At 68.1% G+C, this 16469-nt stretch carries 15 protein-coding genes; 11 read left to right on the forward strand and 4 right to left on the reverse strand.

All coding sequences use genetic code 11. The features are described 5' to 3' along the window. Window position 1: 1 nt before the first annotated feature. Both NBG84_RS30315 and NBG84_RS30320 read right to left on the reverse strand, forming a co-directional pair. Window positions 2-1327 carry a YcaO-like family protein gene (locus NBG84_RS30315; RefSeq protein WP_250922857.1) on the reverse strand — a complete coding sequence of 442 codons (1326 nt, stop codon included), beginning with the start codon at window positions 1325-1327 and terminating at the stop codon, window positions 2-4. Continuing rightward, window positions 1324-2274 carry an aKG-HExxH-type peptide beta-hydroxylase gene (locus tag NBG84_RS30320; protein WP_250922858.1) on the reverse strand — a complete coding sequence of 317 codons (951 nt, stop codon included), beginning with the start codon at window positions 2272-2274 and terminating at the stop codon, window positions 1324-1326. Before NBG84_RS30320 ends, NBG84_RS30315 begins: the two co-directional genes overlap by 4 nt. 1148 nt (window positions 2275-3422) lie before the next feature. On the opposite strand from NBG84_RS30320, the gene NBG84_RS30325 reads away from it, so the two are divergent. From NBG84_RS30325 to NBG84_RS30360, 8 genes are all read left to right on the forward strand, one after another. Continuing rightward, window positions 3423-4694 carry a cation:proton antiporter gene (locus NBG84_RS30325; RefSeq protein WP_250922859.1) on the forward strand — a complete coding sequence of 424 codons (1272 nt, stop codon included), beginning with the start codon at window positions 3423-3425 and terminating at the stop codon, window positions 4692-4694. Between the two features lie 586 nt (window positions 4695-5280). Continuing rightward, window positions 5281-5484 carry a cold-shock protein gene (locus tag NBG84_RS30330; RefSeq protein ID WP_020133169.1) on the forward strand — a complete coding sequence of 68 codons (204 nt, stop codon included), beginning with the start codon at window positions 5281-5283 and terminating at the stop codon, window positions 5482-5484. 376 nt (window positions 5485-5860) lie between these two features. Further along, window positions 5861-7390, forward strand: coding sequence for a DEAD/DEAH box helicase (locus NBG84_RS30335; protein ID WP_250922860.1), 1530 nt, complete (start codon window positions 5861-5863; stop codon window positions 7388-7390). An 88-nt stretch (window positions 7391-7478) separates the two neighbouring features. Then, window positions 7479-7877 (forward strand): CBS domain-containing protein, encoded by a 399-nt coding sequence (locus NBG84_RS30340; protein WP_425608732.1) that lies wholly within the window; start codon window positions 7479-7481, stop codon window positions 7875-7877. 48 nt (window positions 7878-7925) lie between these two features. Beyond that, a complete protein-coding gene (locus tag NBG84_RS30345) occupies window positions 7926-8234 on the forward strand; it encodes an SCO5918 family protein (RefSeq protein WP_250922861.1) in 309 nt (102 codons plus the stop codon). 1028 nt (window positions 8235-9262) lie between these two features. Next, window positions 9263-9601, forward strand: coding sequence for a helix-turn-helix domain-containing protein (locus NBG84_RS30350; RefSeq protein WP_250922862.1), 339 nt, complete (start codon window positions 9263-9265; stop codon window positions 9599-9601). Between the two features lie 1002 nt (window positions 9602-10603). Then, window positions 10604-10804 carry a hypothetical protein gene (locus NBG84_RS30355; protein WP_250922863.1) on the forward strand — a complete coding sequence of 67 codons (201 nt, stop codon included), beginning with the start codon at window positions 10604-10606 and terminating at the stop codon, window positions 10802-10804. Between the two features lie 2 nt (window positions 10805-10806). Then, complete coding sequence (locus tag NBG84_RS30360; RefSeq protein WP_250922864.1) at window positions 10807-11520, forward strand: hypothetical protein; 714 nt, start codon at window positions 10807-10809, stop codon at window positions 11518-11520. Window positions 11521-11603: 83 nt separating this feature from the next. Here the strand turns inward: NBG84_RS30360 and NBG84_RS30365 are convergent, their stop codons facing one another. Together NBG84_RS30365 and NBG84_RS30370 are read right to left on the reverse strand one after the other, a co-directional pair. Continuing rightward, window positions 11604-12530: a PaaX family transcriptional regulator C-terminal domain-containing protein gene (locus NBG84_RS30365; protein ID WP_308312138.1), complete on the reverse strand. Its 927-nt coding sequence runs from the start codon at window positions 12528-12530 to the stop codon at window positions 11604-11606. Next, window positions 12530-13375 (reverse strand): GNAT family N-acetyltransferase, encoded by an 846-nt coding sequence (locus NBG84_RS30370; protein ID WP_250922865.1) that lies wholly within the window; start codon window positions 13373-13375, stop codon window positions 12530-12532. The genes NBG84_RS30365 and NBG84_RS30370 overlap by 1 nt, the downstream gene beginning before the upstream one ends. Window positions 13376-13491: 116 nt before the next feature. On the opposite strand from NBG84_RS30370, the gene NBG84_RS30375 reads away from it, so the two are divergent. From NBG84_RS30375 to NBG84_RS30385, 3 genes are all read left to right on the forward strand, one after another. After that, window positions 13492-14721 (forward strand): DUF418 domain-containing protein, encoded by a 1230-nt coding sequence (locus NBG84_RS30375; RefSeq protein ID WP_250922866.1) that lies wholly within the window; start codon window positions 13492-13494, stop codon window positions 14719-14721. Window positions 14722-14867: 146 nt separating this feature from the next. After that, on the forward strand, window positions 14868-15611 hold the full coding sequence (locus NBG84_RS30380; RefSeq protein WP_250922867.1) for a DJ-1/PfpI family protein: 744 nt from the start codon (window positions 14868-14870) through the stop codon (window positions 15609-15611). A gap of 204 nt (window positions 15612-15815) precedes the next feature. Further along, window positions 15816-16205 (forward strand): SHOCT domain-containing protein, encoded by a 390-nt coding sequence (locus NBG84_RS30385; protein ID WP_250922868.1) that lies wholly within the window; start codon window positions 15816-15818, stop codon window positions 16203-16205. Window positions 16206-16469: the final 264 nt, after the last annotated feature.

A 16469-nucleotide genomic window follows, 5' to 3' on the forward strand; every position in this document is an offset into this window, starting at 1 on the left:
CCTAACCGAAGGGGTGCGGATGGCCGGAATCGGTACGGGAAGGCAGGGGGAGGGCCCCGGGGGAAAGCACCCGGACCACCCGCACCCCCGCTTCGCGGGCGGGCTTCGCCGTGGTCTCGACGAGGATCACCTGATGGCCGGTGTGGTCGGCCAGGACGGTCAGCGGGTCGCGCGCGGGGGCGGGCTGGGCCTCGGGCGGCGGACCGGGCCCCGCTGAGGGGGGCGACGCCTCGAAACCTTCCTCCGACTGCTTCAGCCGTCTACGCCGTTCTTCCGGCTGTTCGGACTGTTCTCGCTGTTCGGGCCGCTCCCGCCGGACAGAGGACTGCTCCAGCCGGACAGGGGAGTGCTCCGGGCGGGCACGGGACTGCTCCGGCCCGGTGTGCGCCTCGTCCGCGGTCGCTGCTGGGCCGAGCCGTCCCACCGGTACGCCCCAGAGCCTCAGGCTGTCCTGTCGGTGGTAGGCCCACAGGGCATGTTGTACGGCGGTGGTGGGCGGGCTGGTGCCTCGCCACTGCTCCCATGTGCGGCGAGCCACCGGGGTGGTCATGCTCCAACGCACCATGAGGGCCTCGTACGCCGCTGTCTCCACCAGGGCGGAGATGTCGTCCCCCGGCCCGCACCTCGCTCCGAACGCCTGGCCGGTGCCGTCGGGCCGGTGCAGACACACCACGGCACAGACGGTCCCGGCGGGCGCGGGGACACTGAATGCCGTCGCCATCAGTTCCCTGGCCTCGATCACATCGGCCAGCGGAGTCGGCACCTCGGCGGTGAGGGGGACGGGTGGCCGCGGCTGGAGTCCGTACCAGCTGCGCCGTACCAGGTCGCGTTCGAGCACTTCCCAGGCGGCGTGCCGTGCGGCCGCCGTGAGATCGGGGTTGGCCGCGACCCCGGTGGAACCGGCCGACGGCAGGGCTTCACACTCGGCCGGGGGGCGGTGGTGCAGAAACACCGAGCCCGCGGGCACGAATACGTCCGCCCCCAGCGTCGTACGGCCCCGCACCCACAGCCGGCGGGCGTCGGGCCGGACCTCCGGCTCAAGAACGGGGATGCCCCTGCGCCGCAGCTCCCGCGAGGTTCCCACGGTCTCGGCCGCGGTCTCGGCCTCCCGTCCCGCCATCACATTGCCGAGTCGCTCCAGGAGTTCTCCGCGTGCGCCGGTGACCACGCGTTCCCGCTGGTGCCCGGCCGCACTGCCGACGAGTACGGGCGCTCCTCCCGCCGCGCTCGTCCCGCCGAAGGCGGCGGATCGGGCGGCGACCCGGGCGATCAGCACATCCGGATGGTCCTGGTAGGGCGCGAAGACCTGCGGTGCCCATGCGGTCACCCGGGACTCTCCAGCAAGGCGGCGGACTCGGCGAGCACGCGCCGCCCATGGGGGGTCAGGGCCTGGCGGTGGGCGGTCAGGGTGTCCACGGCCTGGTGCGCGGAGACCAGCAACTGGGCGTGCCGTGCGTCGACCGCGGAGCCCTGGCCGGCGAGCCGCCGGTACAGCAGCACACTCCGCGCGAGGACGACCAACTGCTGGAACAGGCCGGTCAGCGGTCGTGGGTCGGCCCGCAGCGGAGTGGTGACGAGCAGACCACCACTGCCGCCCGGCGCGTCCGGTGCACCGGAGCTCAGGAGCCGCTCGGGCTGGAGGAAGGGATCAGCCACCGCCGCGGCGTTGCATCGGGTGTGCGCTCCCTCGTGCACCAGTGCCTCGGCGAGGCGCACGACTCCAGACAGCCCGGTGGCGCTCTCGGTCAGGCGGACCCGGTTGACGAGCACGGCGCCGTGGATGGTGAAGTCCGTGTACCCGTTGATCGCATCGCCTTCGAGCAGAGCGATCTCCATGACCGTTTCCCGTATCTCATCGGCGTACTCGGGCCAGATCCGGTTCAGCAGTCCGACGGTCTCCGCGAGCACCTCGCGCTCCGCGGCCTGCCAGCGGGCGAGAGCAAGGGTGACCGGCTGGCCGTTCGCCCCCCTGCGGGGCGGGATCGACCGCAGGGCACGGGTGACGCTGCGGCTGAGGTGGCCCCCCGGTTCGGCCGGACCGAAGACGGGCGGGGGCAGCCGGTCAAGCGCGTCCATGAGGGTCCGCCGACGGTCCGGGGTGAGCGGCCCCGACCGCAGTTCCCGTTGCGCGGTGTGGACGACATCAACCGCCGCCGGATGTCCCAGACTGCCCCTGGGCGCGGCCAACCCGGCCCGGTCGAGTACCTCCCGCATGCGCTCCAGCAGGACTGTCCGCTCCTTGACGGCTCCGGCTGCATCCGGCTCGACGTACATGCCGCCCTCTCCTCAGACCGCTCGACACTGCCTCAGATCCGACACTGCCTCAGATCCGACCTGCCGCGAAGGTGTTCCAGAGCCGTGCTCCAGGGCTGACCTGCCGGCGCTGGCGCTGACTTCCACTGGCTGCGCTTGGTGATACGGCTGCTCTCACCGCATGACCGCATGGACTAGCGGGGACCGGACCGCACGGTTGTCGCGGCCGTTCACGGTCCGCTGGAGCTACTGGCTGCTGGATCGCTGGATCCGTTGAGACGTGCGGCGGGCCCGAGAGAGGTCCCGCCGCACGGGCTTGCGCATCGCCAGTCTCTAGTCGGGGAGGTCGACCATCAGTGCGAACTCGGGCAGTTCCGCTTCCTCGACCTGCTCGATTTCTTCGTTCATCGAGACTCCCTTCACCTCACCCGGCCCACCGCTGTCGGTAGGAGTCCACCGGCAGGCTCATCGTCAGGGAAGGAAGACCCAGGTGCCAAGAGTCACCGCCTCCACGCAGTGGGTAATGGACGGTGTTGTGGCGTCCTGAATCCGACTTGCCATCCTCGCCGGAGACGAGGCCTCCGCAACGCCACTCCGCCCGGCCCTGCACATACCCTCAGGACCCAGCCAGAGGAGAGGTCTCCAGCACAGCTGGTGATCGTTCACAACCTCGCCGCTTCCGCCTGCCCGGGCGGCCTCCGGCTGCTGAGGGGGGCCGGAAACGGTACTGCTGCCCGACCTGTCCCCAAACGGGATCGGGTACGCCGCTCTGCCGCAGCCTTCGAGCGCCCGGGCCAGGGGGACCCACCAGTGCGGCTGCCCGCGCGGTCTTCTCCCCGCACCACCATGCCGAGCGATCCGCCCTGCCCACCGGAAACCCGGCCAGGACCAGGAACCTGACCGAGACCATGAACCCCTGGACCAGGAAAGCCGACCTCGACCAGGAAGCCGACCGTGGTGCCTACCGAATCCGTCCTGCCGGTCGTTGCGGCACGCATGTCCCACGCGCTTCCCCCAGCGTTGGGTCGACAGGTCCATTCGTGGCCCATGGAAAACGCGTCGGAGCGCCGTCCCGCCTCGACACCACGGCTCCCACAAGCTAGCGATGCGGCGGAGGCGGCCGGGTTCCGGGGAGCGCGGACACCCGCAGTCCACAGGAGGAGGACCGGGTGAATCCATGGGCTGTCATCGCGACGGGCTCGGTGATCGCCGGCTATGCGGCGGTATCGCGCCGGCTGTCCAGCACCTGCGTCTCCGGGCCGATGGTGTTCGTCAGCTGCGGCCTTGCCATCGGACCCCTATGGCTCGACCTGATCGACCGCGCCCATGACGCGGAACTCGCCCGCGCACTGCTGGAGAGCGCCCTGGCCCTGGTGCTGTTCACCGGAGCCGCATCGATCAGACGGCGGGATCTGCGCCGGGAACGCTCCCTGCCCTCGCGGCTACTGGCAGTGGGCCTGCCACTGACCATGGCCATCGGTTGGCTCGTCGCCTGGGCCGTACTACCCGGTCTGAGCGGTTGGGAACTGGCCGTGGTCGCCATCATCCTGGCGCCCACCGATGCCGCGCTGGGTGAACAGGCCGTATCGAACAGCCGCGTCCCCGCCCAGGTACGACATGGACTCAGCGTCGAATCAGGCCTCAACGACGGCATCGTGCTGCCGTTCTTTCTGCTGGCGCTCGCGGCCGCCGGTGGCGGTGAGCATGGAGAGCAGGGTCCGTTGGCGGCCTTCTTCCTCGCCCTCGTCGCCAGCAGCGCCATTGGCCTCACGGCCGGCTGGCTGGGGGCGCGGGTGCTGCGCTGGTCAGCACTCCGGCGCTGGAGCACCGAAAGCTGGCGGCAGATCCTGATCCTGGCCGTGCCCGCCACGGCCTACGCACTCTGCGTAGTGATTGACGGGAGCGGCTTCATCGGGGCCTGGACCGCCGGCCTGGCCTTCGGCTCGGTACTGCGTACCAAGACCCCCGCCGGTCAGGCAGCGACCACCGAAGAGCACATCCACCGCGAAGTCGAGTTCAGCGATCGGCTCGGTGAATTCCTGGCCGCACTGAGCTTTGTGCTGTTCGGGGGGCTGATTCTCGGACCCGCGCTCCAGCACGCCGATGGACGGATGGTGCTGTACGCCGTGCTCAGCCTCACCGTCATCCGCATGGTTCCGGTCGTCATCGCCTTGTGGGGCACCGGGCTGCGGGCGCCCACCGTGGCGTACATCGGCTGGTTCGGTCCGCGCGGGCTCGCGTCCGTGGTGTTCGGACTGATCGCCTTCGAGGAGGGGCTCCCCGGAACAGAGCTGCTCAGCGGGGTGGTGGCCGTGACGGTGGCGCTCAGTGTCTATCTGCATGGGGCGTCGGCCGTGTTCCTGGGGTCCCGCTACGGCTCCTGGTACACCGACGCTCTGCGCCACTCCCCAGATCTACGGGAGGGCCGGACGGGACCGTAGCCAGCGTCGTTCGCCCCCGCCGGGCACGTCCCCCTGCTCAAGCCCGATGGCCAGTCCCGCAAGCCGTATCCCCGTCGCTCAAGCCCGAGCCCCCTGGCTCTCACCTGAAAACCTGCCGCTCAGGGTCGAAAGCCTGCCGCCCGCGCTGGAAAACCTGTCGCGCGAGGCTGAGGTTCTGTCGGTGCGGAGCCTGGAGCCCCACTGTCTTCGGGGCGAGACGCCGGGTTCCGCTCCAGCGCCGGGACCCGGCCAGAACCCTGACGCGGGGCGCCCTCCGGGGGAACGCTCCCCTCCCGGTGAATCAATATCTATGACCGTGAAGTGAGAAATCGGCGCAACGCGCGGTGAGAGTTTCTCTCACAACAGGCAGCACAGAATTACTTACCACGCCTAGCTGATCGTGTCGTGCTACTGTTGATCTCAGTTGCAGTTTTGGTTCCCAAAAACTTCAAGTTCACTCACCGGCCTTCCGGGTCGGTGGGAGTGCTTTTGTATTTCCGGATTTTTTCCGGGCGGGGCAATCATCGCGGCGACGCGGAGCCCGCACAGTGCGGACTCCGGGCACTGCCCCCGAAGGAGATTTAACATGGCTGCTGGTACCGTCAAGTGGTTCAACGCTGAAAAGGGTTTTGGCTTCATCGAGCAGGACGGTGGCGGGCCTGACGTGTTCGCCCACTACTCGAACATCGCCGCCCAGGGTTTCCGTGAGCTGCAGGAAGGTCAGAAGGTGACCTTCGACATCGCGCAGGGCCAGAAGGGCCCGACGGCCGAGAACATCGTTCCGGCCTAACGCTCACGCGCACTACACAGCTGGGGCCCGCACCTTGGGGTGCGGGCCCCAGCTCGTTGCATTTCAGGACACAGCCCCGACGGCCCTGCCGAAGTTCCTTCGGTTCAGGGCGCGAGCTCGGGGACCTGTGCGGGTCTCACCGCGTGACGGATGCTCCGTCAAGGCTCCGGATGAGAATCCGTGAGAGCCACATCTACCGCACACCCCGGGCGTTTACGCCTGGACCGTGCGACTCATTTAAGCGTTTCCACCCATGTGGATTTATCCATCGGTCGGATTCGCATTCGTATTTCGCTTGGCCCGTTTCTTGCGATTCTCTGCGCTGCTTCTTGCTGCGGGAATTCCTTGATACGTGCCGCATCGAGGAAGGTTCCGCATGAACCGCACACGTACAAACGACCGCTTCCCCCGTACCCGTAACGGAAGCGCCGGCGCAGGAAAGGGCGGCAAGCGCTTCGGTGCTCCCAGCCGCTCCGGTGCGCCGAGCCGCTCGGGTGCCCCGAGCCGTTCCGGTGGCTACGGCCGCCGTCCCGCCGCCGTGCAGGGAGAGTTCGCCCTGCCCGAGACCCTCACTCCCGGCCTGCCCGCCGTCGAGGCCTTCGCCGATCTCGACATGCCCAAGCAGCTGCTGGCCGCGCTGACCGCGGAAGGCGTGAGCGTCCCGTTCCCGATCCAGGCGGCGACCCTGCCGAACTCCCTCGCGGGCCGTGACGTTCTCGGCCGTGGCCGCACCGGTTCCGGCAAGACCCTCGCCTTCGGCCTCGCGCTGCTCGCCAGGACCGCCGGCCAGCGCGCCGAGCCTCGGCAGCCGCTGGGCCTGGTGCTCGTCCCCACCCGTGAGCTCGCCCAGCAGGTCACCGACGCGCTCACCCCGTACGCCCGTTCGCTGCGGCTCCGGCTGACCACGGTGGTCGGCGGAATGTCGATCGGCAAGCAGGCCAGCGCACTGCGCGGCGGGGTCGAGGTCGTCGTCGCCACTCCGGGACGGCTGAAGGACCTCATCGACCGCGGCGACTGCCGGCTGAACCAGGTCGCCATCACGGTGCTGGACGAGGCTGACCAGATGGCCGACATGGGCTTTATGCCGCAGGTCACCGCGCTTCTCAACCAGGTGCGTCCCGAGGGCCAGCGGATGCTGTTCTCCGCCACCCTGGACCGCAACGTCGACCTGCTGGTCCGTCGCTATCTGACCGACCCGGTGGTCCACTCCGTAGACCCGTCCGCGGGTGCGGTCACCACCATGGAGCACCACCTGCTCTATGTGCACGGCGCTGACAAGCACCAGACGACGACCGAGATCGCAGCCCGCGAGGGTCGAGTGATCATGTTCCTCGACACCAAGCACGCCGTCGACAAGCTCACCACCCACCTGCTGAACAGCGGTGTACGGGCAGCAGCGCTGCACGGTGGAAAGTCGCAGCCGCAGCGCACCCGGACCCTGACCCAGTTCAAGACCGGGCATGTGACGGTGCTGGTGGCGACCAATGTGGCCGCACGCGGTATCCATGTCGACAACCTCGACCTGGTCGTGAACGTCGACCCGCCCAGCGACCACAAGGACTATCTGCACCGCGGAGGCCGTACGGCACGTGCCGGTGAGTCCGGCATCGTGGTCACCCTGGTGACGCCCAACCAGCGCCGCGACATGACCCGTCTGATGTCGGACGCCGGAATCAACCCGCAGACCACCCAGGTCCGCTCCGGTGAGGAAGCGCTGAGCCGCATCACCGGCGCGCAGGCGCCCTCGGGCATCCCGGTCGTCATCAAGGCACCGGTGGTCGAGCGCCCCAAGCGCAGCACCGCCTCTTCGCGTGGTCGGCGCAGCCGTACCGCTCAGCAGCGTCGCACCGGCCAGGCACCCCGTGGTGCGGGGCAGGGGCAGTCCGCCTTCAACGCGGCGGCCTAGCACCTCTTCGAGTCGCCTAGCCCCTGCGAGGGTCGACGACGCTTGACCCATCTCCGTAACTCTTTGCAGGACTCGCTAGGAGACACCTTTGACGCTGGTTCAGATGCAGCAGCGCCCGGCGGATTTCTTCGCGAAGGCTATGGTCAACGCCATGGACGCTTCCGGACCGCAGGTCGGTGACGACATGACCGTCGAGGTCGCCTTGTCCGTGATGACAAGCGCCCGCGCCGGATATCTGCTCATCTGTGACGGGGACGGCCGGTGCACTGGTCTGATTACTCAGGCCCAGCTCGCCGCCGTCCGCAACAGCTCCTCGTACACTGATCGGGTCCGCCTGCGAGATTTCGATGGCGACAGCGGATCGTTTATCTCGCCCGTGTCCACGATGGCCGAAGCGGAACATGCGATGCGATACCAAAAGCTCGGGGCCGTACCCGTCGTTGACGAGCACGGCTGTGCCCTGGGCGTCCTCGCTCTCGCACGCTGATCCGCCTCACCCCCGATCAGACCGTTCTCCCTCCCCCTGTGAGGCATCATGCGCTGCGTTATCGCCCGTTTCCCGTTCGAACTCACCAAGAGCGGTGTGCTTGCGTCGATGAAGGGCGTCAAGCCCGAGCCGATCGACGGTGATTCCGTGATCATCGGCCGTCGCCACTACCCCGTGAAGCAGGTGGGCGAAGTCGTCACCCGCCAGGACCGCCGTGACTTCAGCGCCGGTGAGGTCACCAGGGCCATGGCGGCCCTCGGCTTCACCTGCCGTTCCGCCCCCAAGGCCGAGCCGGCGCCGGTGCTCACCCCGGTACAGCAGGCCTCGGCACTGCTGGGCACCCCCGTGGCCGTGTAACCACCGGGGCAGCCGCGAGCTGACACCAGAACAGCAGAGAGGGCCCGACCGGCGCGCGCCGGTCGGGCCCCTTTTGCATGCCCGGGGCCGGTGGCGCATGCCCGGAACCCCGCCTCCCTCCAGCGGGGACGCCGAGCGCGAGCCGCGGACCTTCGCTGAGGAGGTGGCCCCACTGGTCGTGCGCGGACGCCTTCCCACCCGATGCCCGGCCCGGGATTCCCCTGAGCCGGTACTCCCTGACCCGGGGGCCTTCTCCCACGCCGCGCGCACCCGGCCCGCTCCCCGGCTCCCCCATCCCCCGCTCTCGGGCCCACTCGCTGCCAGCGTTCCCCTGCCTCCCGCGCCCCTACCCTCCTACGAAGACCAGCCGACCCAGGGGGATGCCGGTGGGGGCGCTGGCACAGGGGCCGGGGCCGCACATTTCCTCCACCTCCAGCATTCCAAAATCTATCCTGGCCAGAGTAGACATTGGCGCACCACGTGGTTAGTGTTTCTCTCGTAGACGAGATCGAGCGAGACCCGGCAGAGATGAACTGGCGGGTAGCAGTATGAGAAGTTCGCAGGTCAGAGTGGCTGTGGAGGATCGAAGCCAAGCTGTTCACCAGGATGGCGACGGTACTGACAGCCGCGCTGGGTGGCCCGCAGCCAAGGGGCCGCCACCAGCAGTACCAGGAGTACGCACCACCAGCCGGTACCGCCGGAGCGAGCAGCATTGACAGCCCCAGCAGCACCGGTTGCGCAAGTGGTTGATCCAGAAGAAGAGATTCAGAGGGAGAACGGAGGAAGCAGGCGCCATCAGGATCGCCCGGGCGAGGAGGATTCGGCCCGGGTACCGCTAGACCCCGGATTGGAAGGTGGTCCCCGGTCACGCATTCGCGATCCCCGCACCCCCGCGCCTCTCTCAGGCCGGGTAGCGGAAACAGTAGGTCGGCGCAGCATTAGGGCCGGCAGATGGTGTTGAATTTCCTTCGGGGCCCTGGTGCCGTACGGCACCAGGGCCCCTCGACGCGTTGCACAACGAGGTGAGAATGACAGCAGATACTCCGCTCAGTGGCCGTCTCGATGACGACGACTACCCCGCGTACACCATGGGACGGGCTGCCGAGATGCTCGGCACCACCCCGGGCTTTCTCCGTGCCATCGGCGAGGCCCGTTTGATCTCTCCGCTCCGCTCGGAGGGCGGCCATCGCCGGTACTCCCGGTACCAACTGCGGATCGCCGCCCGCGCCCGCGAGCTGGTCGACCAGGGCACGCCCGTCGAAGCCGCGTGCCGGATCGTCATCCTTGAGGATCAACTTGAGGAAGCGCAGCGCATCAACGCCGAGTACCGCCGGGCCGCGGCCGAATCGCATGAGAGCCAGCGCTGAGTCCATCCATGCGCGGACTGGCCGGCTGGGGTACGGAAGTGGGGCGCGCGCCCCACAAGTGGGCCGAGGGGCAACTCCCGTACCGCCCATTCCGCCCTTCCGCGCTCGCCCGGAGGCAGAGCTCCCATGGACTTGGATACAGCGCGTTTGTGGGCTCCCATCGACTTGGGGGCCGATAGTCAGCTGTCATCGACTCCTGGGCTGATCATGTTCCGTGGAATCGGCCTCATGGGCATCTCTTCCTGAGCAGACGGTGTAGAGGGTGTGGAAGATCACTGCCCCCTGCCGATCGCCCGGCACCCACCGGGCTTCTTCGGTATGCGCCCGCGCCCCCGCTCGGAAATCGCCGACGCCCAGTCCCTTCCCGCCGCCTTCCCCCCTTGGGCGACCGGATCGTTCTGGTGAGGGAGCGCGGCCCCCATGCCGAACCCCGTCTTGGTCAGAAGCCGCGTTCCCGTACCGGCTCCAGGATTCGCCGTGGATTCTGGACTGCGTTGGTGGCCACCCCGCACAAGAGGGCCCTTCCGGTCGTGCCCGCACCCGAATCCAGCCTTTGTGCGATTCAGCACCGTAGATCACCCCCTTCCCCTTTACCGTGAGTCCATAGTCGACTCCCCACGGTGACCAGGCTGAAGGTGATGAGCACGGTGCGTCCGGCCGGCGTTGAAAGTCGAGCTGCCAGAAGAAGTCGAGCCGACCCAGAGGTTGAGCGAGCCTCAGGGGTTGAGCGAGCCCCGGATACCGCGAGCCTCGGATCCTCAGAGGCCTCAGCCGCTCTCCGGCGCCACCATCCACCGAGCCGTCGGCTGCCGGGTTGGACAAACACCCGAAAGAGCCGCAGCACCCTCGAAGCCCGTCAAACGAACGCGGGGCACGCAGCACCTCGGAGCGGGTGAGGCGGTCGCCCATGAGGAAGCCGCCTTCCGCTTCCCCGCCCGGTAGCGCGACCAACGGTGAGAACGGCAGTTCAGCTGGCATAAGAACGCTTACCAAGGGAGCGGGATGAGTGCAGCCATAGGGGAGCTACGCACAACAGGGCGCGCACATGGGCCAGTCGATGAGCCCGTGTACGACGGCTGCCACGATCGCCATGACCTCGCTGCGCTTGCCCCGGTCCTCGCCGTCACACGACACGGTTCCCGATACGCCCAGCGCACCGAGGGTTTCACCGGAGCGCTACGGCCCACGCGTCAGGGAGGCTGATCGTGGCGCTCACCACCGCATTGCGTGATCTTCCTCCGCACTTGCGGCTGTTGGCCTGGCCCGCGCTCAACCGCCGCGGCGCACTCACCGGAGTCACGGTGTCCACACCCAGTGGATTGGCGGCGGGCCCGGCATCCCTGGCCTGCTACAGCCGAGAGACGAGCATCGCGATCCGCCCACGGTACGAAGGTGCCGACCCCGAGTCGCTCCTGACAGCACCGGAGCACACGGACCTGTTGGCTGAACCGCTGCGGCTGGTGGGCACCCTGGCCCTGTGGGACTCAGTCGTCCGGGTGTCGGGTGTCTACGCCGGCGACATCTATCTGGCCTCGGAGCGCTCGGTGGCACGGCTGCTCCATATCGCCCATGCGGGCGAGCCCCCTACCTCGGTGGACCTCGGCGAACTGCTGGAGCAGTTGCACGCCCTGGAACTGCTCTACCGGTTCCCGGTCGCCCAGAAGTTCCGGGCCGCGCACGGCCAGGAACGCCAGTGCCGGATCAACGGCTGGGGCCAGCTGCTGTTTCGGTTGCTCAGCGGTACGCACACCGACCCCTTTGGGCTTGTCGCGGCTCGTGGGCGGCTCTCCCAGCATCTGCGCGACCATCGGAGCTCCTATCTCCGCGGAGTGCGGGCCGCTTCCGCCGCGAAGGACCACGGCAGTACCCGTCTCTGGGACGACATCCACGCCGAGCAGCCCATTCCCGTACTGGTCTAGGGCGGCTGACCGCCCACCACCGGCGGATCGCGAGCCAAAGGCCCCTCATCACTGTCTGCGCCCAGGTGCCTGATCAGCTCAGCTCATCGCTCTTCCTCGGCGACGGTGTCCGTGTAGAGCTGGAAGAGTCGGGGGTGCCGGCTGCCCCCGGGGCTTCGGTCGAGAAGGGCGCTCCAGCATTCGGCGGCCAGTCGGCGGGCCTCAGCTCCCGGCCAGGGCTGAGACAGGAGTTCAGGCGGCAGAAGGGGGTCGGGTTTCATGGCCTGGCTGAAGGCTGCCGCCAGTTCGACGGCCATGGTCAACTGGTCGGTCTCGTCGATGGGCACGCCCTGCGCAAGGCGCCCCAGATGCGATTCGGCGAGGGTGGCGAGCTGTTGGTAGCGGGCCGCCAGCTCATTGAGCGGCCAGAGCGCCGCAGCCAGCCGCGTCGGCTCGCTCAGATCGCCAATCTTGAGATCGCTGCTGGTCAGAGTGGTGAGGGCAGCCTGGATACCAAGATGCTGTGCCTGTGCCTCCACCTGTTGGTGAATGGGGTTCGCACTCACATAGAGGCCGCCTTGGACGGCCGCGGCGCCCAACTGGAGAAGCGAGTCGCGCAGGGCGTCACGGGCGGCACGATTGGTCTCGGGAACCACAAAGGCGAAGAGGTGCCAGGTGCCGTCCCAGGGTGCCAGCCCGCGATCCTGCCGATAGGCGTAGCGGACGTAGTCGACTTCCGGGGCGATCGAGCCGGTGACGTCCGCCGTGGCATGGAGGGTCCCTTGACGTCCGCGGCCGTGCTGGGTGAACCGGCCTTCGGCGACGAGTCGTTTGACGCAGAGACGCACCTGCTGGTCGGTCATGGTCAGGGCCGCTGCGACGGCGTAGAGCTCACCCATGGCGACCGTACCGTCGTCGCGGACCAGGGCGTGAACCAACAGCCGGGTGGGGATCTCGGGCGCCGGAGCGTGTCCACCGGGTAGGTCCCGCGCCGACTCGTTCATGAGCCCGGGTCGATGTGTTTCGGTCATCACTTCTCCACGCCGGTCGTACCGTCGTCCGATGGGCCAATGGGGCGGTGCAGGGCATCCGTATCGGTTCTCCTGCTCCTGCTCCTGCTCCTGCTCCTGCTCCTGCCACGGTGTTGCAGGCCGAAGTCCGCGTTAGCGCTCAGGTTCGCGGTCAGGTTCGCGGTCAGGTCAACGTGAGGGTCCGCGCTGAGGTCCGCGTTCTTCGTGCCTGTGCTCGCCCTGGTTTCGATGAGTCGGTGCATGGTGGTGACGGCACCGAATCCCAGCAGACCGCGCAGATACGGGGTCCGTTCCGTACGTACCGGCAGAAAGCCGTGCCGCTCGTACAGGGCGCGGGCGCGCTGGTTGGCATCGATGACATCCAATCGGATGCGGCGGCACCCGTGATCGGTAGCGAGCGCCGCCATCTCCCGAAGAAGCAGACTGCCGATGCCACGCCCACGGCAGGAAGCGTCGACGGCGAGACCGTCCATGACGAGTTCCTCCGGGGCCGGGGTTCGTGAGAAGAGAGCCAGGACCGCGAGGCGGGGCACTCCCCTGAACGGGCCGTAGGCCGACAGAACGCTGGCTGCCGTGCCACCGGTCAGCGCTCGGCCGCCGAGCTGATACCCGGCCACGCCGACCACCTCATCCCCGATCAGCGCGACCACACCCCGGTCCCTGTTCAGATGCGTGGCGATAAACCGCTTTCCGCTCTCTGGCGGGTTCAGGGCGGGGCCCAGCTTACGGCCGAACGCCTCCCAGTAGAGCTCGGCCACCCGCGCCTGAGCCCCGGCCGGCACACCCCGACGCAGAACGATCTTTCCTCGGCGTTCGACGTCGCGCTCCGCTGCCTCTCCGGTCATGCCGTGCCTCCTCTCACTTGCCCCCGGCCACTTCTTTCGAGTGTAATACGTACGAACTCAATACGATCGTTTTCAGTACGACCACTCCTCTTTATGACCACTCACGGGGATACCTGATGACAGCACCGACGACTGGAAAGACCCCACCGCCGACCTCACTGACCCACCGCAGTCCACGGATCATGGACATCGACGTGCTGAGGAGCTTCGCCCTCTTCGGCATCCTCATGGTCAACACCACCTACTTGGCTTCCGCCTACCAGGGCACCGGGCTGACGGACCCCGGCTTCGACTCCACCCTCGACAACGCGACCCGCTATCTGGTGGCCATCGCCTTCGAGGCGAAGTTCTACCTGCTGTTCTCCTTCCTCTTCGGCTACAGCTTCACCCTGCAAATGAAGTCAGCGGAGCGAGGAGACGCCCGTTTCACACCGCGTTTCCTCCGCCGCTGCGGGGCGTTGCTCGCGATCGGCGCTCTCCACGCGGTGGTGTTGTTCCCCGGTGACATCCTCACCACCTATGCGGTGCTGGGGCTGGTGCTGCTGGCCGCTCGCCGCACCCGGCCGCGCGCTGCGGTACGTACCGCCGTGATCCTGTTCACCGTCACGGCCGTCGGCTACCTACTGCTCGCCTGGGCACAGCAACTGGCGGGCGGCGGTGGTATCGACCCCGCTGCCGTCGGGGCCCAGGCCCAGCAGGCCACCGAGGCCCTGCGGGGGAGTCCCGGCTCGGTGATCAACGCACATCTGGAGCAGCTACCCGAGGTCGCCCTTCTGCTGATCTTCTTTCAGGCGCCCGCCGCACTGGCCGCCTTCCTCCTGGGGCTCGCGGCTGGAAAGCATGAAGTCCTGACCGACATCACCCGCCACAAGAGCTCGCTACGGCGAATCCAGTGGATCGGGTTCCCCATCGGCCTACTCGGCGGTGTGATCTACGCCCACTCGGGTCTGGAGCACCCCGGAACCGCCTACCAAATGGTCGGCCTCGGCATCGATGTGGCCACAGCTCCCCTGTTGGCCGCAGCCTACGCGGCCACCGTCCTGCGGCTCGCGGCCACCCGCCGCGGTGGGCGAGTGGCACCGGTACTGGCGCCGGCCGGGCGGATGACCCTCACCAACTATCTGATGCAGTCGCTGGTACTCGCCCTGTTGTTCACCGGCTTGGGAACCGCCCTGGTGGGCCGGGTGCCACCACCGCTGGTCGCACTCATCGCCGTAGCGCTGTTCACGGTGCAGTTGATCGTCTGCCGCTGGTGGCTCCGACACCACCGGTACGGACCGGTCGAGTGGCTGCTCCGGGCAGCGACCAACGCGGAGTGGCCACACTGGCGACGAGCCGCCCGGTAGTTGGCGACTCGCCCTGGGCGTGGCCACTTTCACAAGGCGCGATCTCCAAGACCCAACACCCCACCGGGAACTTCCGCACCACCCCGAACGACCAACTCAGCACGGGAAGAGAGTGGTACGCGTACCAACTGATGGAGGTCCCAGCCGTGGCATCGATCAACCGTCGAGGCGCATTGGTGACAGCAGCCGGAGCCGGGGCGGGGGTGGCTCTGGGCTCCGTGGACGCGGCTGCCCGCGAGGCCCAGCCGCGGTGGAGCGCCAAGCGTCCCCTCAGGGTGCACCTCGTCGCATTCGACGGAGTGGAGGAGCTTGACCTCTTCGGACCGCTCGAAGTCCTCGCGGGCGCCGCGGCCATGGGCCACCCCGTCACCGTACGTCTTGTCACCAGCGGGCAGCCGGGCCGAGTGACCTGCGGCTTCGGTACGGAGGTGGCTGTGCCCGGCGCCTGGGAACCGCGGGCGGCGGATGTGGTGGTCGTGCCCGGCGGCGGGTTTCGGCAGCGGGACGGCGCCGGTATCTGGGCCGAAATCAACAAGGGCGTCCTCCTCCAGGCGCTGCGCCGGGCATCGGCCCGCCCCTCACTGACCCTGGTGGGAGTGTGCACGGGAGTGATCGTGCTGCACTCCGCCGGTCTGATCGGCGCCCGCCCCTGCACCACCCATCAAGGCGCCAAGCCCTATCTGCGGGGCGAGGGGGCCGATGTGCGCGACGTACGGGTGGTCGACGACGGGAATCTGGTCTGCGCGGGCGGTGTCAGTTCGGGGATCGACGCGGCGCTGTGGTTGCTGGAACGGGAGATCGGCTCGAAGGCGGCAGCGGACGTCGAGTATCTGCTGGAGTTCGAGCGCAGGGGCACCGCTCTCCGTACCGGACGCGTCGACAACGCCTAGGTCATGGGTGGGCGGCACACCGGGAGCGAGACCCCGAGCGCCCCGGGCGTGAGGCACACTCCTCTGTCCGGGACCGGCCGGGCAGATGGTCCGGCCGGACCACCCGAACGGCCCAGAGAACGTGCGGCGACCGTCCGCCACTCCTTGACTGAAGCGTGCGACTCCAGGAGAGGAGTGGCCCTGGCACAGTGAACGGAGCCGACCGTGGATGACTATCCCCTGCTCAACCTGTTCTGGACCATGCTCTGGTTCTTCCTCTGGATCATGTGGCTCTTCCTTCTCTTCAAGGTCGTCGGCGATATCTTCCGCGATCATGAGTTGAGCGGCTGGGCCAAGGCCGGCTGGATCATCGTGGTGATCCTGCTGCCGTATGTCGGCGTGCTGATCTATGTGATCGTCCGGGGCAAGTCCATGGGCAGACGCGATGTCCAGGCCGCTCAGGACCGCGAGGCCGCCTTCAAGGCGTACATCCGTGAGACCGCGGGTCCCGGCGGTGGCGGTGTGCATGAACTGGCCAAGCTGGCGGAGCTGAAGGAGAAGGGCGTCATCACCGAAGACGACTTCCAGAAGGCCAAGGAGAAGCTGCTCACCTGATCGCCTTCATGTCCCGAACCGTTCTCCCAGCGGTTCCTCAGTCACCCCCGTGGTGTCCACCCCTGGCACGCGAACTCCGCCATCGCCCACATCGCCCGTCAGCAGAACAGCAGAACGCCGTGCGCGCTTCGCTCGATCGCGCACGGCTCGCTGGAACGGCTGTGAACCGCCACGGCCGTGAACCGCGGCCTTCGCGATCCCGACGGGCGTGATCCAACGCCGTGGTACCAACACCGTGGTACCAGCGCCCGCGCGGTTCCGGGG

Origin of the sequence: Streptomyces albipurpureus, assembly GCF_023701525.1 — a bacterium.
GTDB lineage: Bacteria > Actinomycetota > Actinomycetes > Streptomycetales > Streptomycetaceae > Streptomyces > Streptomyces albipurpureus.